The sequence below is a fragment of the Nocardiopsis sp. MT53 genome (assembly GCF_019598965.1).
Classification (GTDB): domain Bacteria; phylum Actinomycetota; class Actinomycetes; order Streptosporangiales; family Streptosporangiaceae; genus Nocardiopsis; species Nocardiopsis changdeensis.
Window position 1 is genome coordinate 3,469,186 of the sequence record NZ_CP080599.1, and the last position, 22,954, is coordinate 3,492,139.

The window sequence follows — 22,954 nt, forward strand, 5'->3', positions numbered from 1 at the left end:
AACACCGCGACCGGGGAGGGCCCCGGTCCCACCGCCACCAGGGATTTTCCGAGGAGGACCGCCAGACCATGCCGATCGCCGGTGCTTGCCTCGAACGCGAGGAGGCGTTGTCCACGCCACGTGGTGCCGATGCGCGGCCCCGTGCCGGGGAACCGTATCTTGGAGGTACGGATTTCCCAGCCGGGACCAGTGCGAGGAGGCCGACGGGCTTGGATCAGGGCCAGGAGACAGCCGAGGAGCGGGAAGAGCGCTTCGAGAGGGATGTGCTTCCCTTTCTCGACCAGCTCTACTCCGCGGCGCTGCGCATGACCCGCAACCCCGCCGACGCGGAGGATCTCGTACAGGAGACCTTCGCCAAGGCGTTCGGTTCGTTCCACCAGTTCAAGGAGGGGACGAATCTCAAGGCGTGGCTGTACCGCATCCTCACCAACACCTTCATCAACTCCTACCGCAAGAAGCAGCGCGAGCCGAAGCAGGCCGGCACCGAGGACGTCGAGGACTGGCAGCTGGCGCAGGCCGCCTCGCACACGGCGGCGGGCCTGAAGTCCGCCGAGGCCGAGGCCCTGGAGCACCTCCCCGACAGCGACGTCAAGCGGGCGCTGCAGGAGCTGCCCGAGGACTTCCGGATCGCGGTCTACCTCGCCGACGTCGAGGGCTTCGCCTACAAGGAGGTGGCCGAGATCATGGGGACGCCGATCGGAACGGTCATGTCCAGGCTGCACCGGGGGCGCCGCCAGCTCCGGTCCCTCCTGGAGGAGTACGCGGTCGACCGCGGCTTCCTCCCCGCGGTGCGCGCCACGGCCGGCGCAGCCGCCTCTGGATCGTCCGCGGGCGGGCGGGGTCAGGACGGGTCGGATCGAGGAGATCGGCGATGAGCGGCCAGGGTCGTCACGGGGACACCCCGTGCAGCGAGGTGCTCGACAAGCTCTACACGTACATCGACGGGGAGCTGGAAGAGAACAACTGCGAGCAGATCAGGCGGCACCTGGACGGGTGCGAGCCCTGCCTGGAGGAGTACGGGCTCGACGAGGCGGTGAAGAAGCTCGTCGCCAAGCACTGCGGGTGCGACCCGGTCCCGCTGGACCTGCGGGACAAGGTCCTGGGCCGGCTCGCCCGGGCCCGGGACGAGCAGGCGGCCCGCGAGGCGGCGGGGCCCGGAACGTTCGCCTGAGCCGCGCACGGACGCGGTTCCCGCACGGACCCGGTTCTTTTTTCGGAAGTCCGGAACACCCCTGGGCGGAAGCTGGAATGCCAGCTTCCGCCTTTTTGGTGTCTTGCGGGTTTTCTGGGATCTTGTCATATGATGCGGCCTTGATGTGGTTTTGCGCTATTTCTTGGGAATGCGTGTTCGGATTCCCCTATGGTGTGGGGGTTTTTGGTCATCGGACTTTCCGGGTGACGCCTTCGTCCTCTCCTGCGACACGCCCGACCCCCTTCGGTCGACCCGGCCTGTGATCGACTCGGAATGATTTTTCCTGCGAGTGCGGGGAGTGCCCGCGTGCGATCACTTTGTGTAGTCGGAGCTGATGGTCTTGCGGGGGGCTGCCAGGCAAGGGGGCTCGGGTTCCGGTCTTCCGCGATCACGGCGCCGAGGGTGATGGTCACTCAGGGTAGTCGTCTGTGATTGCTAATTGAATTAGTAATTCCATACTCCGGAACTTCGCATCCCCTTCGGAGTCCGTGGCGCCGATGGTTCGGGTTGTGGGGAATCCGGGTGCCTTCGGGGCCCGTTAAACTGGACGCCATATCCAACGAATGGGGTAATTTACGCGGCGTGCCCGGGGAAAGGCGGCATGCCGTTCAGGGGAGAGGGGATGACGATGTTCATGGCTCTGCTTCACACCGCCGCCGCGGCGATCTTGGCCGCTTCCTCCTTCACGGGATGGTCCTGGTGGTAGAACAGAACCGGTGAAACCATGACAGTCCGGTCGTCGCTGGTGGGAGGTGAACGAGGGTGCGGGCTCTTCCCGGGGGCGCGCGTGTCTACATCGGGATCATCGTTGTCAGTGCTGTCGCCATCCTGCTCATCGGGCCCTATTCGGGCATAGATCTGCAGACGCTCATCATGGTGGCGCTGCTGTTCGTGGTCGCCGAGTCGATCAGTACGAGTGTCGGGTCGGGCGGCAAGGCGGGGATGTCGCCGAGCTCGGCGGTCTCGCTGGCCGCGGTCGTCCTCGTCGGTCCCGTCGGGGCGGCGCTGGTCGGTTTCGCCTCATGCTTCGCGGTCCGGAGACTGGCCGCGGTCAAACGCGCCTTCAACGGGGCGCAGTTCGCACTGGCGGCGTTCGCGGCCGGACATGTCTACCTGCTGTGCGGCGGCGTGGTGGGAGGACTCGGCGAGGCGGACTTCCCGGCCGTGGTCCTCCCCTACGTCGCCGCGGTCCTGACGCACTCCGCCGTCAACTCGCTACTGGTCGGGATCCTGTTCTGGACGCTCGGCCAGGCGCGCCCGCGCGGGCGCGGCCGCTTCAACTGGCGGCCCCTGGTGGCGGTCGAGCTGTCCTCGATGGGCTACCAGATGCTCGGCCTGGCCATCGCGGCGGTCTGGGACGGCGTGGGGATCGTCGCACCGCTGCTGGTCCTGCTGCCGCTGTTCATCGCCCGCTGGGCGTTCGCGCAGCAGGCCGACGAGGCCAAGGCGCACGAGGCCACCCTGGCCACGCTCTGCCAGGCCGTGGAGACCAAGGACTACTACACGCGCGGCCACTGCATGCGCGTCGCCGAGGGCTCGGCCATGATCGCCCGCGAACTGGGGATGTCGGCCGAACGGGTGCAGAAGATCCGCTACGCGGGGATGCTCCACGACATCGGCAAGCTCGGCGTGCCCACGAAGGTGCTGCAGAAGACCGGCAAGCTCACCGACGAGGAGTACGCCGCCATCAAGCTGCACCCCACCCGCGGCTACGAGATCGTCCGGGAGATCGGCTTTCTGGACGAGGCGCTGGCCGGGATCCGGCACCACCACGAGCGCCTCGACGGCCGCGGCTACCCGATGGGGCTGGTGGGGATGGAGATCCCCGAGTCCGCCCGCATCATCAGCGTCGCCGACGTCTTCGACTGCCTCACCTCCACGCGCTCCTACCGCAAGGCGTGGTCGGTGGAGGACGCCATCGTCGAACTGCGCGCCTGCGCGGGCACCCAGTTCGACCCGCGCATGGTGGAGGCCCTGGTCCGCGCGGTGGAGCGCGAGGGCTGGGAGACGCCCGACATCGCCGAGCCGCCGGGCGGCTGCTACGGCTCGGCCGCGGCGGAGGCCGCCTCCGCGGAGGACGGGGCGGCCGGCGGGACCGGACCGGGCACCGCGCCCGCGGCGCCGGCGGCCGTGCCCGCCGAACAGGGGACGGCGCCCGTCGAGGGCGCGGCCCCCACGACGGCGCTGCCCACGGGCACCGCGACGGGCGGTCGGGACCGGTGATGACACAACGGCAGACGGAGGGGCCGCCCCCCGGGCGGCCGACGGGCCCCGAGGGCGGCGCGCTCGGCCACCGGCGCCGGAGCGGGCCGGTCTGGAGGACCTCCCGCCCGGTGCGGGCCCTGCTGGTGGCGGTGGTGGGCTCGGTCTCGCTGGTCTCCCTGGTGTGGACCTCGGCCACCGGGTTCGTCGAACCCTATGTGGCCCTGTGCTTCTGCCTGGTCATCGCCGTCGGCGAGCTGGTGCGGATCACCCTGCCCGGGCACCGGGAGGTCGCGCCGATCGCCTCGGCGGGGGCGGTCGGGTACGCCTTCCTGCTGAACCTGGGGCAGGGGCCCTCGGACCACTCGCCCCTCCAGGTGGTGGCGGTGGTCGCCTGCGGTGTGGCGGTGGGCGAGCTGCCGCACGTCGCGGTGGGCCGCACCCCGCGGGTGGAGGACGTCGCCCGCCGGGTGCTCTCCGCCGGACTGCTGGCCGTCGGCTTTCGGCCCATCGCCGAGCAGTTGGGGCTGTCGGGGCCCTCGGTGGCGGCGACGCTGCTCATGTTCACCCTGGTACTGACCGTGTGGACGGTGGACGCCCTGCTGGCCGCGGTGCTGCGCGCCGAGCGGCTGCGCACCCGGCTGCGGGTCGCGGCGGGCGACGAGATGCGCGCCCAGTTCGCCTCGGGCATGGCCATCGGCTCCAGCGGTGTGCTCATCGCGCTGTCCTGCACCGTCACCGGCCTGGCCGGGCTGCTGGTGTTCAGTGCCCCGCTGCTGGTGGCCCAGGTGGCCTTCCGCAGGCACGCCGAGGTGCGCCGCACCTACCTGGAGACCGTGCGCGCGCTGTCGCGGGTGACCGAGGTCGGCGGGTACGTGGAGAACGGGCACTCGCGCCGGGTCAGCCACCTGTCGCACCTGGTCGGCTGCGAGCTGGGCCTGGCCGAGGCCGAGCTGCTGGAGCTGGAGTACGCGGCGCTGATGCACGACATCGGCCAGCTGTCGCTGCGCGAGCCCATCGCGGGCGGGGCGACCGTGCTGGCCTCGCCCCGCGAGCAGCGGCGCATCGCCGAACTGGGCGCGGGGATCATCCGGGAGACCGGGGTGCTGGACTCGGTCGCCGAGGTGGTGCGCCGCCAGTGCGAGCCGGTCGCCGGTGACGACGACGAGGGCGTGCCGCCGCTGGGCAGCCGGATCATCAAGGTCGCCAACGCCTTCGACGACCTGGTGGGCGAGAACGGCGACGCCGAGCGCCGGGAGGCGGTGCTGGACCGGCTGCGCATGGACGCGGGCACCGAGTACGACCCGCGGGTGGTGGAGGCCCTGGCCACCGTCCTGGACCGCGGGTAGCCGCGCGGTGCGGGACCCGGGCGCGGTCCGGGTCCCGCACGCCGCGCTCGTACGGAGGGGGCGCGGGGAGGCACCGCGCGGGGAGAGGGGCCGTCGGCCGGGGTGTCAGTCGGTCGGGGGGCGCAGGCGCGTGACGAACTTGTAGCGGTCGCCCCGGTACAGCGAGCGCACCCACTCCACCGGGTGCCCGTCCCGGTCGAAGCTGTGCTGGCAGTGCAGCACCAGCGGCAGGCCCACGTCCACGCCGAGCAGCCGGGCCTCGTTGGGGGTCGCCAGCACGGTCTCGATGGACGCCTCCGCCTCGGCCAGCGAGACGTCGTAGGCGCTCGCCAGCGCCTCGTACAGCGAGGCGTAGCGGTCCAGCTGCCGGCGCAGGCCGGGGAAGCGCCGGGCCGCCAGGTGTGCGGTCTCCACGGCCATCGGCTCGCCGTTGGCCAGCCGGAGCCGCTCGATGCGCAGCACCCGGCCGCCGGAGCGGATCGCCAGCAGCTCGGCGAGCTGGTCGTCGGCGTTGATGTAGCTCACGTCGAGGATGCGGGTGGCCGGGTGCAGGCCGTGCGAGCGCATCTCCTGGGTGTAGCTGGTCAGCTGGAGCACCTGGGCGACCTTGGGCTTGGCCACGAACGTGCCCTTGCCCTGGATGCGCAGCAGCCGCCCCTCCACGACCATCTCGGTGAGGGCCTGGCGCACCGTGGTGCGCGAGGTCCCGAACTGGGTGGCCAGGGCCCGCTCCGGGGGCACCGGGTTGCCCGCCGGCATCGCCTCGATCAGTTCCAGGAGCTGCTTCTTCACCTGGTAGTACTTCGGCACCCGGGGGTTGCCGTCCAGTGTGCCCTGACCGGTCATCACTCTCCTCGTGCGTTCGGCCGCGCCCGAATTGGTGTGGACCACTGGTCGAGCGCGTACCTCTTGAGTATGCACTCCTCCATGGGATGATTTGTGAGTGCCTCACCTCAGTGATCTCATCAGGCGACACACGTCGCTCAAGCAGGCCGATCTCGAATGGATCCACTCCCTCGTCTCCGATTGGCAGCTGCTGGCCGACCTCTCCTTCGCAGACCTGGTGCTGTGGGTGCGGTTGCGCGAGGACGACGGCTGGGTGGCCATCGCGCAGATGCGCCCCACCACCGGTCCCACCGCGTTCCAGGACGATCTGGTGGAGACCGTCCTCTACGACGATATGACGGACGTCACATCGCGTACCGCGCCCCGGGTCGTGGGCCGCAGGGCCCTCATCGACCGCGCCTGGAGCGAGGGCCGTATCTGCCGCGACGGCGACCCGGACTGGTCGGGCGGGGTCCCGGTGCGCGAGGAGACCATTCCGGTGCGGCGGGAGGGCAACCTCATCGCCGTCATCCAGCGCAGTACCAACCTCAGCTCCGCCCGCACCCCCAGCCGCCTGGAGCTCACCTACCTCCAGAGCGCCGGCGACCTGGCGCAGATGATCGCCGAGGGCGTGTTCCCCTTCATCGACCAGGGCCCGCTCATGGTGCGCTCGCCGCGCGTCGGGGACGGCCTGCTGCGCCTGGACCAGAACGGCGAGGTCGTCTACGCCAGCCCCAACGCCCTGTCGGCCTACCGGCGGCTGGGGCTCACCGCCGACCTGGTGGGCGCGCGCCTGGACCGCATCACCCTGGAGCTGGCGGCGCCGGGGGAGGCCCGCGACGAGAACCTCACCTACACGGCGGGCGGCCGGGCGCCCCAGGAGGCGGAGGTGGAGGCGCGCGGGGTCACCGTGCAGCTGCGCGCGATCCCGCTCATCATCGACCGGGTGCGCATCGGCGCCCTGGTGATGGTCCGCGACGTCACCGACCTGCGCCGCCGCGAGCGCGAGCTGATGACCAAGGACGCCACCATCCGCGAGATCCACCACCGGGTCAAGAACAACCTCCAGACGGTGGCGGCCCTGCTGCGGCTCCAGGCGCGGAGGCTCGACGTGCCCGAGGCGCGGGCGGCCCTGGACGAGGCGGTGGGCCGGGTCGGCTCCATCGCGATCGTCCACGAGATGCTGTCGCACACCCCCGACGAGGTCGTGGACTTCGACGACATCGCCGACCGGGTCATCCAGATGGCGGCGGAGGTCTCCTCCACGTCCGCCGGCAGCACCGTGGTGCCGCGCCGGGTGGGCGGGTTCGGCCTGCTCAACGCGCTGGTGGCCACACCGCTGTCGATGGTGCTGGCGGAGCTGGTGCAGAACGCCGTGGAACACGGGCTGGGCCAGGGGCCCGGGTCGATCGAGGTGCGGGTGCTCCGGTTCGAGGGCGGGCCGGGGTACACGGGCGCGGGAAGCCTGGAACTGGCCGTGTCCGACGACGGCGGGGGGCTGCCGGAGGACTTCGACCTGGAGGGCACCACGAGCCTGGGACTGCAGATCGTGCGGACCCTCATCGTGGGGGAGCTCGGGGGGACCCTGGCCATCAGGCCCAAGGAGGGCGGCGGGACCGAGGTGGCGATCACCCTGCCGCTGGACCGGGAGGAGGCGTCACTGCCCTGACCGGCGGGAGCCGTGCCGGGCGGAGGCCGGAAAGGGGCGCGGGCGTCCCCGCTGCGCCGGGCGGGGACCGGGGCCGCCTCCGGCCGTTGGCCGGGGGGCGGTGCGGGCGCCGGGGATCAGCCGCGTACCATCGAACGGTGGGAGATGCCCCGCCGCTTCTTGATCAGGCGGCGCTCGTCCTCGCTGGTCCCTCCCCAGACACCGCCGTCCTGGCCGCTCTCCAGAGCCCAGTTCAGGCAGGCGGAGCTGACGGGACAGCGGTGGCACACGGCCTTGGCCTCTTCGATCTGCATCAGGGCCGGGCCGAAATTGCCGATGGGGAAGAAGAGTTCGGGGTCTTCGTCACGGCAGGCTGCGTCATGGCGCCAGTCCATGCGGTCCACTCCTCATGTCGAGGTCCGGGGGCTTGTGAAGATTTTCACGAACACTGCACGGCGGGCGCCCGATGGATGGGTCCCATCGGTGGAGTCCGGCCCCGGGTTCACCCCGCGGCCACGTGGGAAGCGCCCCAATTAACTCGCCCGTAACTCGCGGCGATATGTCGAGCGTGGCAGGCCCGTCCCCGGCGTGCAAGAGCTCTCGGGGTCAAAGGTCCCGTAAGGGCATGTCGCATGCGTCACAGTGCCGTTGAATGGCGACGGAGCCGACAATTAACAGACGATTCGTAATGCCTTCGGTACGGAATGGAAGTTGACCTCTTCCCGCTCTCCGAGGTACTCGCCGTCGATTTGGAACGCCCGCGGATGGGATGACGTGATCCGCAGAGACTCCTGATCGTGCCAGGTCAGATAGCCGTCGCCGCGGGCGGCGAGCCCTTTGGGGAAGAACATCTGCGAAAGGATCCACCCCGTGAGCGGGTGCCCGGCCTGGGTGAGCGCGAATGCGTCCAGCCCCAGCTCGAAACGGGAGGAGGGCGTGGGCTGGAGCGGCAGCGCACCCGCGTAAGTCCACGGAGTGGTGTTCGTGACGAGGGCGAAATAGACGTCCTTCGCCCCGCCGTCGCCGGTCTGTACCGCCAGTGAGGGATCGCGGATATCGCCGCCGAAGAACAGCTTGACCGCGACCTCCGCGTACAGCGCCGGGGTCGCCTTGCGCCCGTTCGACCTCTCGTGCTCCACCCGCTGGACCACGTCCGCGTCCCAGCCGAACCCGGCGCAGAAGGTGAAGTAGCGGTCGTCCCGGTCGCTGGTGATCCGCCCCAGGTTGATCTCGCGCTCCCGGCCCGCCCGCAGCGCCTCCAGGATCGCCCCCGTGGCCTCCACGGGGTCGCCGGACACCCCCAGCGCGCGGATGAAGACGTTGGCGCTGCCGCCGGGGATCACCGCGTAGCGCGGCCGCTTCAGCTCCGGGGGAGTGGCCAGCAGGCCGTTGACGACCTCGTTGACGGTGCCGTCCCCGCCCAGGCTCAGCACCAGTTCGTACCCGGCCCCGGCAGCGCCGCGGGCCAGCTCGACCGCGTGGTCGCGGTACTCGGTCTCGGCGACGGTGACGTCCAGCTCCGACGCCAGGGCGCCCAGGATCACCTCGCGGGTCCGCGACGTGGTCGTGGTCGCCTGGGGGTTCACGATGAAAAGGGCGCGCACACGGCCAGTGTAGGGCCATACGGGGCGCGTGCCGCGGTCCGGGAGCGCCGCGCCCGCCGGACGCGCCCCGGACCGCGGGAGGGCGGGGCGGGAGCGGGTCCGGCCGGGGCGGGGATAACCTCGGAGGGTGTCTTCCGAGGTCTCTTCCCGCCCGTTCACCGTCGTCGTCGCAGCAGCGCTGGAGGCGCTCGTCGGGCTGGCCGCCGGCATCGGCGGGCTCTACAGCATGTTCACCGCGGTCACCGGCCGCACCGGCGAGCTGGACAGCGCCCTGCCGCTCACCGTCATCGGGCTGGGGGTGGCGGCGCTGCTGGTCTTCATCGCCCAGGGCCTGTGGCGGCTCAAGGACTGGGCGCGCACGCCGGTCTTCGTCACGCAGCTCTTCCTCGGCGTGGTGGCGTACTACATGTTCACCAGCGGCCAGTACCTGATCGGCGGCGTGCTGGCGGCCGTGGCGGTGGCCGCCTCGGCGGCGGTGCTCTCGCCTCCGACGACCGCGGCCCTCTTCCCCGGCGAATGGGGCGAGAAGAAGGATCGGTGAGCCGCGGCCGTCGGCGCGCGTCAGTCGTCGGTGGTCAGGGCCTGCCGCAGCTGGGCCAGGGTGCGGGCCAGCAGGCGCGACACGTGCATCTGCGAGATGCCGAGCTCCTGGGCGATCTGCGACTGGGTCATGTTCCCGAAGAACCGCAGCAGCAGGATGCGCTTCTCCCGGGGAGGCAGCTGCTCCAGGAGGGGCTTGAGCGACTCCCGGTACTCCACGCCCTCGAGGGACTCGTCCACGATCCCCAGCGAGTCGGCCACCGCGGGCGCGTCCTCGTCGCCGCTGTCCGGCGCGTCCAGCGACACCGTCGAGTAGGCGTTGGCGGACTCCAGGCCCTCCAGCACCTCCTCCTCGGTCATCTGCAGGTGCGCCGCCAGCTCGGCGACCGTCGGCGAGCGCCCCTCGCGCTGCGACAGGTCGCTGACCGCCTTGGTCAGCGAGAGCTTCAGCTCCTGGAGGCGCCGGGGGACCCGGACGGCCCACCCCTTGTCCCGGAAGTGGCGCTTGATCTCACCGACGATGGTGGGCGTGGCGTAGGTGGAGAACTCCACCCCCCGCTCCAGGTCGAACCGGTCGATCGACTTGATCAGCCCGATCGTGGCGACCTGGGTGAGGTCGTCCAGCCATTCCCCCCTGTTGCGGAACCGGCGGGCCAGGTACTCCACCAGTGGCAGGTGGAGCTCCACGAGCTCGTCACGGATCCTGCGCCGTTCCTCCGAATCGGCGTCGAGTTCGTTGAGGCGTTCGAACAGCGCTCTCGCGCGCGCCCGGTCGGGCACCGCGTGCTCGGTCTTCGCGGTCAGAGCGGGCCCCCTTTCGCTCACGCCGGCTCCAAGGTGCCACGGCGTTTGTACAGGACGATGGAGACACGGTCGTCGGGGCCGACCTCGGCGTCGACCTCCCCGGCCAGGGCGGACAGCACCGTCCAGGCGAAGGTGTCGCGCGCGGGGAGCCGGCCGTCGGCGGTGATCACCGAGACGGAGATGCGCATCCCGTCCGCGGCGAGCTCGAACTCTGTGGTCAGTTCCGTGCCGGGCAGCGCCTGGGAGAGGAGCATGGCGCAGGCCTCGTCGACACCGATCCTCAGGTCCTCGATCTCGTCGAGGGTGAAGTCGAGCCGGGCGGCCAGGCCCGCCGTCGCCGTGCGCAGGACGGACAGGTATGCGCTGTCCGCGGGCATGTTGACGGTGACAGCGTCGCGTACACCGGTGGCGTCGGCCATGGGCACAGCGGTTTCTTCGGTCACGTCCCTCCTTCGGGGGGCGAGGTTGCCGCTTGAATGCAATGTATCTCGTTTCACCCTGCCACTGACGCAGGGAGAACGGACCGTGTCCGCGTGATCGGGTCGAACGCGAGACGATCGGTCGTGATCAGGGGCTCTGGGAGCCCAGAGAGGCCAGGGCTTCGCCGTCCAGGCGGCGGACCGTCCACTCGCTCATGGGGCGCGACCCGAGCGCCTCGTAGAAGCGGATGGACGGCTCGTTCCAGTCGAGCACGGACCACTCCAGACGGGTGTAGCCGCGCTCCACGCAGGTGCGCGCCAGGGTGCGCAGCAGCGCCAGCCCGTGCCCGCCGCCGCGCGCGTGCGGGCGCACGTAGAGGTCCTCCAGGTAGATCCCGTGCCTGCCGGTCCAGGTGGAGTAGTTGAGGAACCACACCGAGAAGCCGACGGTGGCGGGGGTCCCGTCCGGCCCGGGCGCCTCGGCGATGTGCGAGAACACCTTGGGGTCGGGGCCGAAGAGCGCCGTGCGCAGGTCGTCCTCGGTGGCGACCGCGGCGTCCGGCTCCTTCTCGTACTCGGCTAGTTCCCGGATCATCGCGACGATCTCCGGAACGTCGTCGGGCACGGCGGTACGGATCATCGGATCACCTCGGTCGCGGAAGGGGACAGGGCCTCCTCCAGCCTACGCGCACACCGGCGGGTGTCAGGGGCGGTGGGCGACCATCCGCTCGACCGTCCCGAAGAACAGCCGGTCGTGGTGGCCGACCCGGAAGCCCGCCTCGGCGGCCACCTCACGCGGCGCCCGCCGGGGGCTCTCGCGGCGGCGCTCCCACAGCCGCGCGGGGAAGCGCGTGTGGCCGATCCGCTCCGCGGCCAGCAGCCGCCCGCCCGGCACCAGGACCCGGTACATCTCCCGCAGCGCCTCCTCCTGGCCGTCGATGGCGCTCAGGGCGAGCGTGCACACCACGGTCTCGAAGCTCTCGTCGGAGAAGTCCAGCGCGCGGGCGTCCCCCTCGGCGAAGCGGGCGACCAGCCCCAGCTCCTCGGCGCGCTTGCGGGCCGCGGCCAACGCCGCCGAGTCCGGGTCGATCGCGGTCAGGCGCACCTGGGGCGGGTAGTACCGCAGGTTGGCGCCGTCGCCCACACCGATCTCCAGGGTGCGCTCGCGCGCCCCCGCGCACAGGATTTCCCGGGTGCGCCGCAGGGCGGGGCCCTCCCAGGGCACCCCGCGCCCCGTCCACGGCCGCCGTACGCTCATGTCCTCGCCCGCTGTGCTCACCACCCCGACTCTGTGTCCCCCGGGGCCCCGGGTCAAGGGGCGGCGGCGCGTTTCTCCGGGAGAGGGCGCAAAAAAGGGGGCGACCCGCCCCCGGGGAGGGAGCGGGCCGCCCGGAGCGCGGCTCAGAGCACCTTGGACAGGAAGGCCCGGGTGCGCTCGTGCTGCGGGTTCCCCAGCACCTCGGCGGGGGCGCCGGCCTCCACGACCACGCCGTCGTCCATGAACACCAGGGAGTCGCCGACCTCGCGGGCGAACCCCATCTCGTGTGTGACGACCATCATGGTCATGCCGTTCTCGGCCAGGTCCCGCATCACGTCCAGGACCTCGCCGACCAGCTCCGGGTCCAGGGCGCTGGTGGGCTCGTCGAACAGCATCAGCGACGGCTCCATCGCCAGCGCGCGGGCGATCGCCACGCGCTGCTGCTGGCCGCCGGAGAGCTGGTCGGGGTAGGCGGCGGCCTTGTCGGGCAGGCCCACGCGCTCCAGCAGCTCCATGGCCTTGGCCGTGGCCTGGGCCTTGGGCACGCGCTTGACCTGCACCGGCGCCTCGATGATGTTGCCCAGCACGCTCAGGTGGGGGAACAGGTTGAAGCGCTGGAACACCATGCCGATGTCGCTGCGCTGGGCGGCGACCTCGGTCTCGCGCAGCTCGTAGAGCCTTCCGCGCTTCTGCCGGTAGCCCATCAGCTCGCCGTTGACCCACAGGCGTCCGGCGGTGAGCTTCTCCAAGTGGTTGACGCACCGCAGGAAGGTCGACTTGCCCGACCCCGAGGGGCCGATGATGCACATGACCTCGCCCCGCCGGACCTGGAGGTCGATGCCCTTGAGCACCTCCAGGCGGCCGAAGCTCTTGTGCACGTTCTCGGCGACCACGAGGGCGTCGGAGGGGAGCTCGGCCCCCTCGGCGGTCTCGATGACCGGCTCGTTCTGCTCGCTCATCAGTGCGCCCCTCCGACGATGCGGTTGCGGATGCCGCCGTACTGGCCGGGGTTGAAGCGGCGTTCGATGAAGTACTGGCCGATCATCAGGACGCTGGTGATGGCCAGGTACCACAGGCACGCCGCCACCAGCATCGGGAAGATCTGGTAGGTCCGGGCGCCGATCGCCTGGAGCTGGTAGAACAGCTCGATCGTCACCGGGACGTAGGCCAGCAGCGCGGTGTCCTTGAGCATCGCGATGGTCTCGTTGCCGGTGGGCGGGATGACCACCCGCATCGCCTGCGGCAGGGTGATGCGCCGCAGGACCTTGGCCCGGCTCATGCCCAGCGCCTGGGCGGCCTCGGTCTGGCCCTTGTCGACCGACTGCAGGCCCGCCCGGATGATCTCGGCCATGTAGGCGCCCTCGGAGAGCGACAGCGCCATCAGGCCGGCGACGTAGCCGCTCAGCAGGGTGCGGGTGTCGATCTCGAAGAAGCGGGCGTCGCCTTCGAGGCCGAGCCAGGCCATCCAGTAGTTGTCGAACGGCAGGCCCAGCTCGATGGTCTGGTAGAGGATCGCCAGGTTGCCGAAGAGCACGGCCAGGACCAGGCGGGGCACGCCCCGGAAGAACCAGGTGTAGATCCAGGAGACGGTGCTCAGCACCGGGTTCCCGGACAGCCGCATCACGGCCAGCACGATGCCCAGGGCGATGCCGATGACCATCGACAGGACGGTGGCGCTGATCGTGACCCACACGCCTCGGACCACGGGGTCCGAGAACATGTGCTCCACCATGAACGGCCAGTTGAAGGCGTCGTTCGTGAAGAGCATGTGCACGAACATCGACGCCAGGAGCAGCACGACTCCGGCGGCGACCCACCGTTCGGGGTAGCGGACGGGGACGGCGGTGATGGGTTCGGCCGGTCGGCCCGGAGCCGGGGTCTTGCTCGGCTCCGGGCCGCCCACCGGTGCGGTCGGTGAGGTCAAGGATCGGACTTTCGCTCGGTGACGGACGGGGGAGGGCTTCCCTTACTCCGCGGCGGGGTTCACCTCGGCGGACTCCAGGCCGCCGGCCTCCACGCCCCACTCGCCCAGGACCTGCTCGTAGGTGCCGTCCTCGATCATGGAGTTGAAGGCGGCGGCGATGGCGTCGGCCAGCTCGGTCTCGTCCTTGTGGGTGAGGATGCCGTAGGGGGCGGCGTCGTACTGCTCGCCGATGAACTCCAGGACGCCCTCACCGGTCTGCTCCAGGGCGTACGCCGCGGTGGGCATGTCGGCCAGGGAGGCGTCGTTGACGCCGGACACCACGGTCTCGGTGGCCAGCGGCTGGTTCTCGAACTTCTGGATGGTGATGGGGTCCTCGCCGGCGTCCACGCAGGCCTGGCTGCGGGCCTCGATGTCCTCGTCGTGGGTGGTGTCGGACTGCACCGCGATGCGCATGCCGCAGGCGTTGTCGGGGTCGACGTCCTGCGGGTTGCCCGCCTGGGCGAACCACTGGGTGCCGGAGGAGAAGTAGGACACCATGTTGACCTGCTCCATGCGCTCCGCGGTCACGGTGAAGGAGGAGGAGCCCAGGTCGTAGGTGCCGGTGTCGACACCGATGATGATGGAGTCGAAGGTGGTGGGCTCCCACTGGGCCTCCAGGCCGAGCTTGCCCAGGGCGGCCTCCAGCAGGTCGACGTTGAAGCCCAGGACGGTCTCGCCGTCGGTGTCCAGGAACTCGCCGGGCGGGTAGGACGCCTCCACACCGATCTTCACGGAACCGGCCTCGGCGATGTCGGCGGGGACCAGGGCGGCGAGCTCCTCGTCGACCTCCACGGCGGGCGCCTCCGGCGTCGCGGCCTCCTCCTCGGCCGGCTCGGAGCCGCCGCAAGCGCTGAGGGCGAGGACACCGGCCAGGGCGAGGGCGCCGACGGAGAAGGGCGCGGACAGGGGCTTGTGCAGGGCCATCGTGAATCTCCTTCTGGAGCACGAAGTGCCTGGTCGGAGTCGGGTTCGCGGCCCCTCCACCCGAACCAAAGCGACATACGGTGCGATATGTGGCAAATGTGGATACGTCGGTGCCGTCCCATCGTGCCGACCCTGCGATTTTCCTGCGGTCACCGTTGTGAGAGGATTGCGTAACGGGTCATCCCCGTAGTGAGGCGTACGCGCAGAACTCGCATAGGAGTCAGGCGAAGCACGACCTCTCCGGCGACACCACCGGTCATGGCCGACCGGCGCCGGAGGGGGCTCCCCTAGCACGGCACACCGGCTTCGCGCGCGGTACGCACCGACACCATCCGCCCCGTCATGGCCGACGCGGGCGGCAGTAAGACCTTGAAGGGTTTTCGATGACCAGCGATTCTTCTTCGCGTACCCGGAATCCGAACCTGGACGACGACCCCGCGTTCGCCCTGCACCGCGGCGGCAAGCTCCAGATCACCTCCACCGTCGACGTGCACGACCACGAGGGCCTGTCCCTCGCCTACACCCCGGGCGTCGCCCGCGTCTGCAACGGGATCGCCGACTCCCCCGAGCTGGTGGAGGACTACACCTGGCGGAGCAACCTGGTCGCCGTGGTCACCGACGGCACCGCGGTCCTGGGCCTGGGCGACATCGGCCCCGAGGCGTCCCTGCCCGTCATGGAGGGCAAGTCGCTGCTGTTCAAGCAGTTCGGCGGCGTCGACTCCGTCCCCATCGCCCTGGCCTGCACCGGTGTCGACGAGATCGTCGAGACCGTCGTGCGGATGGCCCCGTCCTTCGGCGGGATCAACCTGGAGGACATCTCCGCCCCCCGCTGCTTCGAGATCGAGAAGCGGCTGCGCGAGCGGCTGGACATCCCCGTCTTCCACGACGACCAGCACGGCACCGCGATCGTCACCGTCGCCGCCCTGCACAACGCCGCCCGCCTGACCGGGCGCACCCTGGGCGACCTGCGCGCGGTGGTCTCGGGCGCGGGCGCAGCCGGGGTCGCCGTCACCAAGATGCTCGTCGACGGCGGCATCGGCGACATCGCCGTGGCCGACTCCAAGGGCATGATCTACGACGGGCGGGAGGGCCTGACCCCCGTCAAGCAGGAGCTGGCCGCGATCAGCAACAAGGCCGGCCTGCGCGGCTCCATCGAGAGCGCCCTGGCCGGCGCCGACGTGTTCATCGGCCTGTCCGCCGGCGAGGTCCCCGAGGCCGTCGTCGCGACCATGGCCCAGGACGCGATCGTGTTCGCGATGGCCAACCCCAACCCGGAGATCCACCCGGACGTCGCCCGCAAGTACGCCGCGGTGGTCGCCACCGGGCGCAGCGACTTCCCCAACCAGATCAACAACGTCCTGGCCTTCCCGGGCGTGTTCAAGGGCGCCTTCGAGGCCCGCGCCACCGACATCACCGAGAACATGAAGCTGGCCGCCGCCACGGCTCTGGCCGGGCTGGTCGGTGACGACCTGTCGGCGGACTACATCATCCCGAGTCCCTTCGACGAGCGGGTGGGCGCGGCGGTCTCGGCCGCCGTCGCCGCCCAGGCCCGCGAGGACGGCGTCGCCCGCCGCTGACCGGACACGGGAAGGGCCCGGAAGGCGCGCCCCCGCGGCGCCCCTCCGGGCCCTTTCCCTTGTGCTCGGTCCGTCGCGGCTACCTGTCGTCGCCGGGGTCGTCGACCACCTGGCTCCAGGGGTCGCCGCCGGAGGGCGGCATGGGCCGCGCGGCCTTGGGCTCCTCGGGCTCCGGGGCCTTCCCGGCACCCTCGGCCTTCGGCTCCCCGGGCCTGTCCGCCTCAGGCTCCCCGGCCCCCGGCTTCTCCGCCTCCGGGCCGGGCGCCTCGGGCTCCCGGGACCCGGACTCCGGCCGCTCGGCGGCGGGAGCCCCGGCCCCGGGCGCCCCGGGACCGTCGGCCTTCCCGGCCTCCGGCTCCGCGGAGTCCTTGCGCGGCGGGCCCCAGGTGCGCGCGTCCCGGCGGATCACCTCGACGGTGTCGTCCAGGATGCGGCGCAGGTCGTGCAGGGCGGCCTCGCCGACCGTGCCCGCCTCCCTGGCCACGTCGCGGACCCGCTCGCTGAAGTCGCGCAGGGCGTGGTCCAGGTCGGGGGTGCGGCCGGAACCGCCCTTGCCCCAGACCGCGCCGAAGGCGCCGAAGCCCTGGGTGAACTTCTCCCACTCGCGCGACCAGCGCTGGCCGTCGTCGCAGGAGTGGTCGGCCTTCGCCTTCTCACCGCTCTGCTTCCGGGAGTCCCGCTCCTCCTCGGCCTTGGGGGCCTCGGCGGTCGGCTCCTCCTGCTTCGGGGCCTCCCCGGCCGCGGACTCCGGCTCGGGAGCCTCCTCGGCGGGGCGGCGGGCGCCGCCCGCGGCGAACTTGAGCTCCTCGCGCAGCGAGCTGATGGTCTCCCGCACGTCCTGCTTGACCGCCCGGGCGATGTCGCGCACCGAGTCGGTGATCTCCCGCTCCAGGTCGTCCAGGTCGCGCTCGCGCGCCCGCAGCTCCTCGCGCCCCTTGTCGGTGAGGCTGTAGACCTTGCGGCCGCCCTCCTCGGTGTGGGTGACCAGCCCCTCCTCCTCCAGCCGCGCCAGCCGCGGGTAGATGGTGCCGGGGGAGGGGGAGTACACGCCCAGGAACCGGTCCCGGAGCAGGCTGATGATCTCGTATCCGTGCCTGGGGCTCTCGTCCAGCAGCTTGAGCAGGTAGAGCCGGAGTCTGCCGTGTCCGAAGAAAGTGCTCATTCATGCCCCCTCGGGGATCGCGGCCGGGGTCTCGGGCGCGCGCCGCAGCAGCGCGGTCCGGTTGGACGCGGAGTTGATGGTGATGGTCGCCGGGTCCACCCCGCTGCCGATGCGCCCGCTCAGAACGGTGCGGGCGCGCCCGCCGCTCCGCTCCAGGCCGAAGTCGGAGTCGACCGCGGAGCTGGCGTTGCGGATCTCCACCGAGGCGGAGGTGTCCGCGGGCACCCGCAGGGCGACCTCGCCGGAGACGGTGTTGATCCGGACCCGGGCGGCCGGGGCCACGTCGGTGTCGGCCAGCACGGAGCCGGAGACGGTCTTGGCGCTCAGGGAGGAGACGCGCCCGCCCGCCACGGCCAGCTGGCCGCTGACGCTGTTGAAGGACAGGCCCCCGGACACGTCACGCAGGGAGGCGTTGCCGGAGACGGTGTTGATGTCGGTCTCGCCGCTCGCCCCGTCCAGGGTCACCTCGCCCGAGGCGGTCTTGAGCCTGGTGCGCGACCCCACGCCGGCGACGACGATCGGCGCGCTCATGGTGGTGACGTCGACCGGGCAGTCCCGGGGGACGCGCAGGTTCACGGTGGCGCTGCGCCGCTGCACCTGCTTGTAGCCGCCCAGCTGGACCGGGCGCAGCCGCTCCAGCAGTCCGGACCCGGTGAGGTCCTCGTAGTGGATGGTGAGGATGCCCGCCTCCTGGACGGCGAGGAGGGGCTCGCCGACGATGTCGGTCACCTCGAAGGTGACCGGGTCGTCGGTGGGAAGAATGTTGACCTGGCCGCCGAGGATCCGTACCCGCAAGGCCACGATGCCGTCGAGGGTCTGGGTCGTCGGCCTGTCGATGGTCCAACGTGCCATCGTGTGCACCCTTTCGCTCGCTCCGATGCCTTCACGATATGTCGCGAGTGCGGCGAACTCAAGATATGTCGCGGATTACCGGGGGTGTCTCCGGGTTCTCCCCGAGGCCCCCCGGGGGCGGCGCCTCCCGGGACGGGGCCGGACAGCGCGAAGGGGGCCCGGGATCTCTCCCGGGCCCCCTTCACAGGTGGTGCGCCCTACTCTTCGTCCTCGTCGTCCAGCCGGGCCAGCCAGGTGGCCAGCCGGTCGACCGGGGTCTCGAACTCGGGGTGGACGTCGGTGAACGTCCGCAGCTGCTCGGCGAGCCAGGCGAGGCTGACCTCCTCCTCACCGCGGCGTTTCTCCAACTCCTCGATTCCGCGATCCGTGTAGTACAACGCGCACGCCCCTGCTAGTCCGCCGGCGGGAAGACCGTGTCCACCAGGGCGCGCTGCTCCGCCTCGTGCCGCTTGGCCGAGCCGGCCGCGGGCGAGGAGGACGCCGGACGCGAGATCCGGGTGAACGGGCGGTCGAGCTGCTCGGAGAAGACCAGCGCGACGAACGGCCACGGGCCCATGTTCGCCGGCTCCTCCTGGACCCACAGGACCTCGCCCGCGTTCGGGTAGGCCTTGAGCTGCTCCCGGATCTCCTCGATCGGCAGCGGGTAGAGCCGCTCCGCCCGGATGATCGCGGTGTGCTTGTCGCCGCTCTTGCGGCGCGCCGCGTCCAGGTCGTAGTAGATCTTGCCCGAGCACAGCACCACGCGGCGCACCTTCTCCGGAGCGATCGAGTCGTCCGTGATGAGCGGCCGGAAGTGCCCCGAGGTGAAGTCGGCGGCGGCGGAGGTCGCGGCCTTCAGGCGCAGCAGCGACTTGGGCGTGAAGACCACCAGCGGACGCTGGATCGGCGACTTCGCCTGCCAGCGCAGCAGGTGGAAGTAGCTCGCCGGGGTCGTCGGCATCGCGACGGTCATGTTCTCCTGCGCGCACTGCTGGAGGAACCGCTCGATCCGGGCCGAGGAGTGGTCCGGGCCCTGGCCCTCGTAGCCGTGCGGCAGCAGCAGGGTGACGCTGGAGCGCTGGCCCCACTTCTGCTCGCCGGAGCTGATGTACTCGTCGATGATGGTCTGCGCGCCGTTGACGAAGTCGCCGAACTGCGCCTCCCACATCACCAGCGCCTCGGGGCGGGTGAGCGAGTAGCCGTACTCGAAGCCCAGCGCCGCGTACTCGCTCAGCAGCGAGTCGTGGACGTGGAACTTCACGGTGCCGTTGTCGAACTGCTTGAGCGGCGTGTACGCCTCGCCGGTCTCGCGGTCCACCAGGCCGGCGTGGCGCTGTCCGAAGGTGCCGCGGCGGCTGTCCTGGCCGATCAGGCGGATCGGGTGCCCGTCCAGCAGCAGCCCGCCGAAGGCGAGCAGCTCACCGGTCGCCCAGTCCACCGCGTCGTTCTCCACCATCGTGGCCCGGCGGGTCAGCTGGGGAGCCAGCCGCGGGTGCGGGGTGAAGCCGTCGGGCATGTTCACCTGGGTGTCGATGACCCGCTTGACGACCTCGTCGCTGATCGCGGTCTCGACGGTGGAGTGGTCCAGGCGGCCCTCGGTGAAGACCTCGGGCTTGACCACGGCACCCGGCTCGATCGGCTTCTTGTCGGCCTCGCGGGTCTCGACGAAGGCCCGCTCCAGCTCGGACTGGTAGTCGCGCAGCGCCGACTCGGCCTCCTCCACCGTGATGTCGCCGCGGCCGATGAGGGCCTCGGTGTACAGCTTGCGGGTGGAGCGCTTGGCGTCGATGACGTTGTACATCAGCGGCTGGGTGAACTCGGGGTTGTCCCCCTCGTTGTGGCCGCGGCGCCGGTAGCAGACGAGGTCGATGACGACGTCCTTGTTGAACGCCTGGCGGTAGGCGAAGGCCAGGTGCGCGACCCGGACCACGGCCTCGGGGTCGTCCCCGTTGACGTGGAAGATCGGCGCCTGCACCATCCGCGCCACGTCGGTGGCGTACACGCTGGAGCGGCTGTCCGACGGCGAGGTGGTGAAGCCCACCTGGTTGTTCACGACGATGTGGACGGTGCCGCCGGTGCGGTACCCGCGCAGCTGGGACAGGTTGAGGGTCTCGGCGACCACGCCCTGCCCGGCGAACGCGGCGTCGCCGTGGATGAGGATCGGCAGCACGGTGAAGCCGTGCGCGCCCTTGTCGAGCACGTCCTGCTTGGCGCGGACGATGCCCTCCAGGACCGGGTCGACGGTCTCCAGGTGCGACGGGTTGGCCGCCAGGGAGATGTCGATCTTCTCGCCCTCGCGGGTCTGGAAGACCCCCTCGGTGCCCAGGTGGTACTTGACGTCGCCGGAGCCGTGCGCGCTGCGCGGGTCGAGGTTGCCCTCGAACTCGCCGAAGATCTGCCCGTAGGACTTGCCGCAGATGTTGGCCAGCACATTGAGGCGGCCGCGGTGGGCCATGCCGATGACGGCCTCGTCCAGACCGGACTTGGCGGCCTTGGAGATCACGCCGTCGAGCAGCGGGATGAGGGACTCGCCGCCCTCCAGGGAGAACCGCTTCTGGCCCACGTACTTGGTCTGCAGGAAGGTCTCGAACGCCTCGGCGCTGTTGAGCCGGTGCAGGATGTGCAGCTGCTCGTCACGGTCGAGCTTCTCGTGCTCGCGCTCGACGTGCGACTGGATCCACTCCCGCTCCTCCGGGCTCTGGATGTGCATGTACTCGATACCCACCGTGCGGCAGTAGGTGTCGCGCAGCACGCCCAGGATGTCGCGCAGCTTCATGACCTGCTTGCCGCCGAAGCCCCCGGTCGGGAACTCGCGGTCCAGGTCCCACAGGGTCAGGCCGTGCTGGAGCACGTCCAGGTCCGGGTGCTTGCGCTGCTCGTGGTCGAGCGGGTTGGTGTCGGCCATGAGGTGGCCGCGCACGCGGTAGGCGTGGATCAGCTCCTGGACCCGGGTGGTCTTGTCGAGCTGGGTGGCCTTGTTGACGTGGATGTCCTGCACCCAGCGCACCGGCTCGTAGGGGATGCGCAGGGAGTTGAAGATCTCGTCGTAGAAGCCGTTCTCGCCCAGCAGCAGCTGGTGGATCCGGCGCAGGAACTCACCCGACTGCGCACCCTGGATGATGCGGTGGTCGTAGGTGGAGGTCAGCGTCATGACCTTGCTGATGCCCAGCTCGGCCAGCGTGTCCGCGGAGGCGCCCTGGAACTCGGCCGGGTACTCCATGGCGCCGACGCCCAGGATGGTGCCCTGGCCCGGCATGAGGCGCGGGACCGAGTGCACGGTGCCGATGCCGCCGGGGTTGGTGAGGCTGATGGTGGTGCCCTGGAAGTCCGGCACGCCCAGCTTGTTGGTGCGGGCCTTGCGGACCAGGTCCTCGTAGCCGCTCCAGAACTCCATGAAGTCCATCTCGTCGGACCTCTTGATGGAGGGCACGACGAGCTGGCGCGAACCGTCCGGCTTCTGCAGGTCGATGGCCAGGCCGAAGTTCACGTGCCTGGGCTTGGCGACACCGGGCTTGCCGTCGATCTCCGTGTAGGAGTGGTTCATCTCCGGCATCGACTCGAGGGCCTTGACCATGGCGTAGCCGATGAGGTGGGTGAAGGAGACCTTCCCACCGCGGCCGCGCCGGAGATGGTTGTTGATGACGATCCGGTTGTCGAAGAGGAGCTTGACCGGTACCGCGCGCACACTGGTCGCGGTCGGCATGGCCAGGCTCGACTCCATGTTGGTGGCGGTGCGCGCCGGTGCGCCGCGCAGCCGCTCCTCGTCGACCCGGAGGGCCTCGTCCGCGCTCGGGGCCGCCGCCTTGGCGGGGGCCGGCGCGGCGGGCTTCTTGGGTGCGGCGGGGGTCGTGGCCTGCGCCTTCGCGGCGGTGGTCCCCCCGCTCTTCGCACCGGCCGACTCCGCGGGCTTGTAGTCCGCGAAGAAGTTCCACCAGGCCTTGTCGACCGAGTTCGGGTCGTTCAAGTACTTCTGATAAAGCTCCTCGACCAACCACTCGTTGGGACCAAAGTCTGTCAGGGGTTGAGACGCCTCAGACGACACGGCGGAGATCGCCCACTTCCGCAGCTCGCTCGTGAATGTGTAGGACGACGGGTGGCTGCCGGCTCGGTCGGCTCAAGGAAGAACGGTGGTCGACCGCGTGGCGGAAGACCGGTCTGACCAGGCCGGCGCTCGTCGGTTACCAGGCTACTTGTACCGGCCTCCCGGCGGGGAACGCGGGCCGTGTTGAAACTAGGAGATAGCTAACATTTTTTCACAATCACGTTGTCGCTACGCGCCGGTAACCAAGCGTAGTGTGCCCGCGCTGCCTGATTTGTAGGCTTTTGAGGGGATTTTCAGATGTGAAACCCTTGGCCGTTATCGGCCGCTCCCAGTGTGTCCTGTACCACTCTCGATATCGAGATTCCGGGGGAACCCGGTACCGGCGGGCCCCGTCGGAGTAGGTGCAAGCGGCCGGGCAGGACGGCCGGGTCCCGCCGCCGACGTTCCCAGCGGGAGCGGTGGGACCCGGGCCCGGCCGTCGCGCGTTTCCCTCGGTGACGGCCCTCCGGGCTCGCGAAACGCCGGTGAACGGCGCCGAACTTGCGCGGATCTGTGCGCTCTTCGGAGTTCTCCCGCGCCGACGCGCCCCGCGTGCCAGGATCGCGATACGCGCA

At 70.6% G+C, this 22,954-nt stretch carries 21 protein-coding genes; 7 read left to right on the forward strand and 14 right to left on the reverse strand.

Going from position 1 to position 22,954, the window contains the following annotated elements; genetic code table 11:
* Positions 1-209 precede the first annotated feature (209 nt).
* The 4 genes from K1J57_RS15480 (at position 210) to K1J57_RS15495 (ending at position 4,743) form a co-directional block, all read left to right on the forward strand.
* Positions 210-875, forward strand: a complete 666-nt coding sequence (locus tag K1J57_RS15480) for a sigma-70 family RNA polymerase sigma factor (protein ID WP_220565116.1) — start codon at positions 210-212, stop codon at positions 873-875.
* The gene (gene rsrA, locus K1J57_RS15485) at positions 872-1,171 is read left to right on the forward strand and encodes a mycothiol system anti-sigma-R factor (RefSeq protein ID WP_220565117.1); all 300 of its coding nucleotides are present in this window, start codon (positions 872-874) and stop codon (positions 1,169-1,171) included. The genes K1J57_RS15480 and rsrA overlap by 4 nt, the downstream gene beginning before the upstream one ends.
* Before the next feature lie 849 nt (positions 1,172-2,020).
* Entirely contained in the window at positions 2,021-3,415 is a 1,395-nt protein-coding gene (locus K1J57_RS15490; RefSeq protein WP_220565564.1) for an HD-GYP domain-containing protein, read from the forward strand.
* Positions 3,415-4,743, forward strand: coding sequence for an HD-GYP domain-containing protein (locus tag K1J57_RS15495; protein ID WP_220565118.1), 1,329 nt, complete (start codon positions 3,415-3,417; stop codon positions 4,741-4,743). The genes K1J57_RS15490 and K1J57_RS15495 overlap by 1 nt, the downstream gene beginning before the upstream one ends.
* Before the next feature lie 105 nt (positions 4,744-4,848).
* On the opposite strand, the gene K1J57_RS15500 is transcribed toward K1J57_RS15495, so the two are convergent.
* The gene (locus tag K1J57_RS15500; RefSeq protein WP_073378335.1) at positions 4,849-5,589 is read right to left on the reverse strand and encodes a GntR family transcriptional regulator; all 741 of its coding nucleotides are present in this window, start codon (positions 5,587-5,589) and stop codon (positions 4,849-4,851) included.
* Positions 5,590-5,686: 97 nt separating this feature from the next.
* Here K1J57_RS15500 and K1J57_RS15505 point away from each other — a divergent pair, with 97 nt between their 5' ends.
* Positions 5,687-7,237 (forward strand): sensor histidine kinase, encoded by a 1,551-nt coding sequence (locus K1J57_RS15505; protein ID WP_220565120.1) that lies wholly within the window; start codon positions 5,687-5,689, stop codon positions 7,235-7,237.
* Positions 7,238-7,353: 116 nt separating this feature from the next.
* On the opposite strand, the gene K1J57_RS15510 is transcribed toward K1J57_RS15505, so the two are convergent.
* On the reverse strand, positions 7,354-7,611 hold the full coding sequence (locus K1J57_RS15510) for a WhiB family transcriptional regulator (protein WP_220565121.1): 258 nt from the start codon (positions 7,609-7,611) through the stop codon (positions 7,354-7,356).
* A gap of 276 nt (positions 7,612-7,887) precedes the next feature.
* Complete coding sequence (locus tag K1J57_RS15515) at positions 7,888-8,820, reverse strand: diacylglycerol kinase family protein (protein WP_220565123.1); 933 nt, start codon at positions 8,818-8,820, stop codon at positions 7,888-7,890.
* Between the two features lie 127 nt (positions 8,821-8,947).
* On the opposite strand from K1J57_RS15515, the gene K1J57_RS15520 reads away from it, so the two are divergent.
* Positions 8,948-9,361, forward strand: coding sequence for a hypothetical protein (locus tag K1J57_RS15520; RefSeq protein WP_220565125.1), 414 nt, complete (start codon positions 8,948-8,950; stop codon positions 9,359-9,361).
* A gap of 20 nt (positions 9,362-9,381) precedes the next feature.
* Here K1J57_RS15520 and K1J57_RS15525 read toward each other — a convergent pair whose 3' ends face one another.
* From K1J57_RS15525 to K1J57_RS15555, 7 genes are all read right to left on the reverse strand, one after another.
* Positions 9,382-10,140, reverse strand: coding sequence for an RNA polymerase sigma factor SigF (locus K1J57_RS15525; protein ID WP_073378881.1), 759 nt, complete (start codon positions 10,138-10,140; stop codon positions 9,382-9,384).
* A gap of 41 nt (positions 10,141-10,181) precedes the next feature.
* On the reverse strand, positions 10,182-10,607 hold the full coding sequence (locus tag K1J57_RS15530) for an anti-sigma factor (protein WP_073378345.1): 426 nt from the start codon (positions 10,605-10,607) through the stop codon (positions 10,182-10,184).
* 124 nt (positions 10,608-10,731) lie between these two features.
* The gene (locus K1J57_RS15535) at positions 10,732-11,223 is read right to left on the reverse strand and encodes a GNAT family N-acetyltransferase (RefSeq protein WP_220565127.1); all 492 of its coding nucleotides are present in this window, start codon (positions 11,221-11,223) and stop codon (positions 10,732-10,734) included.
* Positions 11,224-11,286: 63 nt separating this feature from the next.
* Complete coding sequence (locus K1J57_RS15540) at positions 11,287-11,841, reverse strand: class I SAM-dependent methyltransferase (protein WP_220565565.1); 555 nt, start codon at positions 11,839-11,841, stop codon at positions 11,287-11,289.
* A 143-nt stretch (positions 11,842-11,984) separates the two neighbouring features.
* Complete coding sequence (locus K1J57_RS15545) at positions 11,985-12,800, reverse strand: amino acid ABC transporter ATP-binding protein (protein WP_255647080.1); 816 nt, start codon at positions 12,798-12,800, stop codon at positions 11,985-11,987.
* Complete coding sequence (locus K1J57_RS15550; RefSeq protein WP_220565128.1) at positions 12,800-13,765, reverse strand: amino acid ABC transporter permease; 966 nt, start codon at positions 13,763-13,765, stop codon at positions 12,800-12,802. Before K1J57_RS15550 ends, K1J57_RS15545 begins: the two co-directional genes overlap by 1 nt.
* A 42-nt stretch (positions 13,766-13,807) precedes the next feature.
* Positions 13,808-14,728: an ABC transporter substrate-binding protein gene (locus tag K1J57_RS15555; RefSeq protein ID WP_220565129.1), complete on the reverse strand. Its 921-nt coding sequence runs from the start codon at positions 14,726-14,728 to the stop codon at positions 13,808-13,810.
* Between the two features lie 383 nt (positions 14,729-15,111).
* On the opposite strand from K1J57_RS15555, the gene K1J57_RS15560 reads away from it, so the two are divergent.
* Positions 15,112-16,305 (forward strand): NADP-dependent malic enzyme, encoded by a 1,194-nt coding sequence (locus K1J57_RS15560; RefSeq protein WP_220565130.1) that lies wholly within the window; start codon positions 15,112-15,114, stop codon positions 16,303-16,305.
* A 79-nt stretch (positions 16,306-16,384) separates the two neighbouring features.
* Here K1J57_RS15560 and K1J57_RS15565 read toward each other — a convergent pair whose 3' ends face one another.
* The 4 genes from K1J57_RS15565 to K1J57_RS15580 all read right to left on the reverse strand — a co-directional run bounded on the left by K1J57_RS15565 (position 16,385) and on the right by K1J57_RS15580 (position 22,340).
* Positions 16,385-17,467, reverse strand: coding sequence for a PadR family transcriptional regulator (locus K1J57_RS15565; protein WP_220565131.1), 1,083 nt, complete (start codon positions 17,465-17,467; stop codon positions 16,385-16,387).
* Positions 17,468-18,319 carry a DUF4097 family beta strand repeat-containing protein gene (locus K1J57_RS15570; protein WP_220565132.1) on the reverse strand — a complete coding sequence of 284 codons (852 nt, stop codon included), beginning with the start codon at positions 18,317-18,319 and terminating at the stop codon, positions 17,468-17,470.
* Positions 18,320-18,516: 197 nt separating this feature from the next.
* Positions 18,517-18,696 carry a DUF6104 family protein gene (locus K1J57_RS15575; protein WP_220565134.1) on the reverse strand — a complete coding sequence of 60 codons (180 nt, stop codon included), beginning with the start codon at positions 18,694-18,696 and terminating at the stop codon, positions 18,517-18,519.
* Positions 18,697-18,710: 14 nt separating this feature from the next.
* Positions 18,711-22,340, reverse strand: a complete 3,630-nt coding sequence (locus K1J57_RS15580) for a multifunctional oxoglutarate decarboxylase/oxoglutarate dehydrogenase thiamine pyrophosphate-binding subunit/dihydrolipoyllysine-residue succinyltransferase subunit (protein WP_220565135.1) — start codon at positions 22,338-22,340, stop codon at positions 18,711-18,713.
* Between the last annotated feature and the right edge of the window lie 614 nt (positions 22,341-22,954).

What these genes read in the sequence shown, in the direction of transcription:
- K1J57_RS15560 (WP_220565130.1), top strand. Translation starts at nt 15,112, where the DNA reads ATGACCAGCGATTCTTCTTCGCGTACCCGGAATCCGAACCTGGACGAC.
- K1J57_RS15565 (WP_220565131.1), bottom strand. Translation starts at nt 17,467, where the DNA reads ATGAGCACTTTCTTCGGACACGGCAGACTCCGGCTCTACCTGCTCAAG.
- K1J57_RS15540 (WP_220565565.1), bottom strand. Translation starts at nt 11,841, where the DNA reads ATGAGCGTACGGCGGCCGTGGACGGGGCGCGGGGTGCCCTGGGAGGGC.
- K1J57_RS15510 (WP_220565121.1), bottom strand. Translation starts at nt 7,611, where the DNA reads ATGGACTGGCGCCATGACGCAGCCTGCCGTGACGAAGACCCCGAACTC.
- K1J57_RS15535 (WP_220565127.1), bottom strand. Translation starts at nt 11,223, where the DNA reads ATGATCCGTACCGCCGTGCCCGACGACGTTCCGGAGATCGTCGCGATG.
- K1J57_RS15555 (WP_220565129.1), bottom strand. Translation starts at nt 14,728, where the DNA reads ATGGCCCTGCACAAGCCCCTGTCCGCGCCCTTCTCCGTCGGCGCCCTC.
- rsrA (WP_220565117.1), top strand. Translation starts at nt 872, where the DNA reads ATGAGCGGCCAGGGTCGTCACGGGGACACCCCGTGCAGCGAGGTGCTC.
- K1J57_RS15570 (WP_220565132.1), bottom strand. Translation starts at nt 18,319, where the DNA reads ATGGCACGTTGGACCATCGACAGGCCGACGACCCAGACCCTCGACGGC.
- K1J57_RS15545 (WP_255647080.1), bottom strand. Translation starts at nt 12,800, where the DNA reads ATGAGCGAGCAGAACGAGCCGGTCATCGAGACCGCCGAGGGGGCCGAG.
- K1J57_RS15495 (WP_220565118.1), top strand. Translation starts at nt 3,415, where the DNA reads ATGACACAACGGCAGACGGAGGGGCCGCCCCCCGGGCGGCCGACGGGC.
- K1J57_RS15500 (WP_073378335.1), bottom strand. Translation starts at nt 5,589, where the DNA reads ATGACCGGTCAGGGCACACTGGACGGCAACCCCCGGGTGCCGAAGTAC.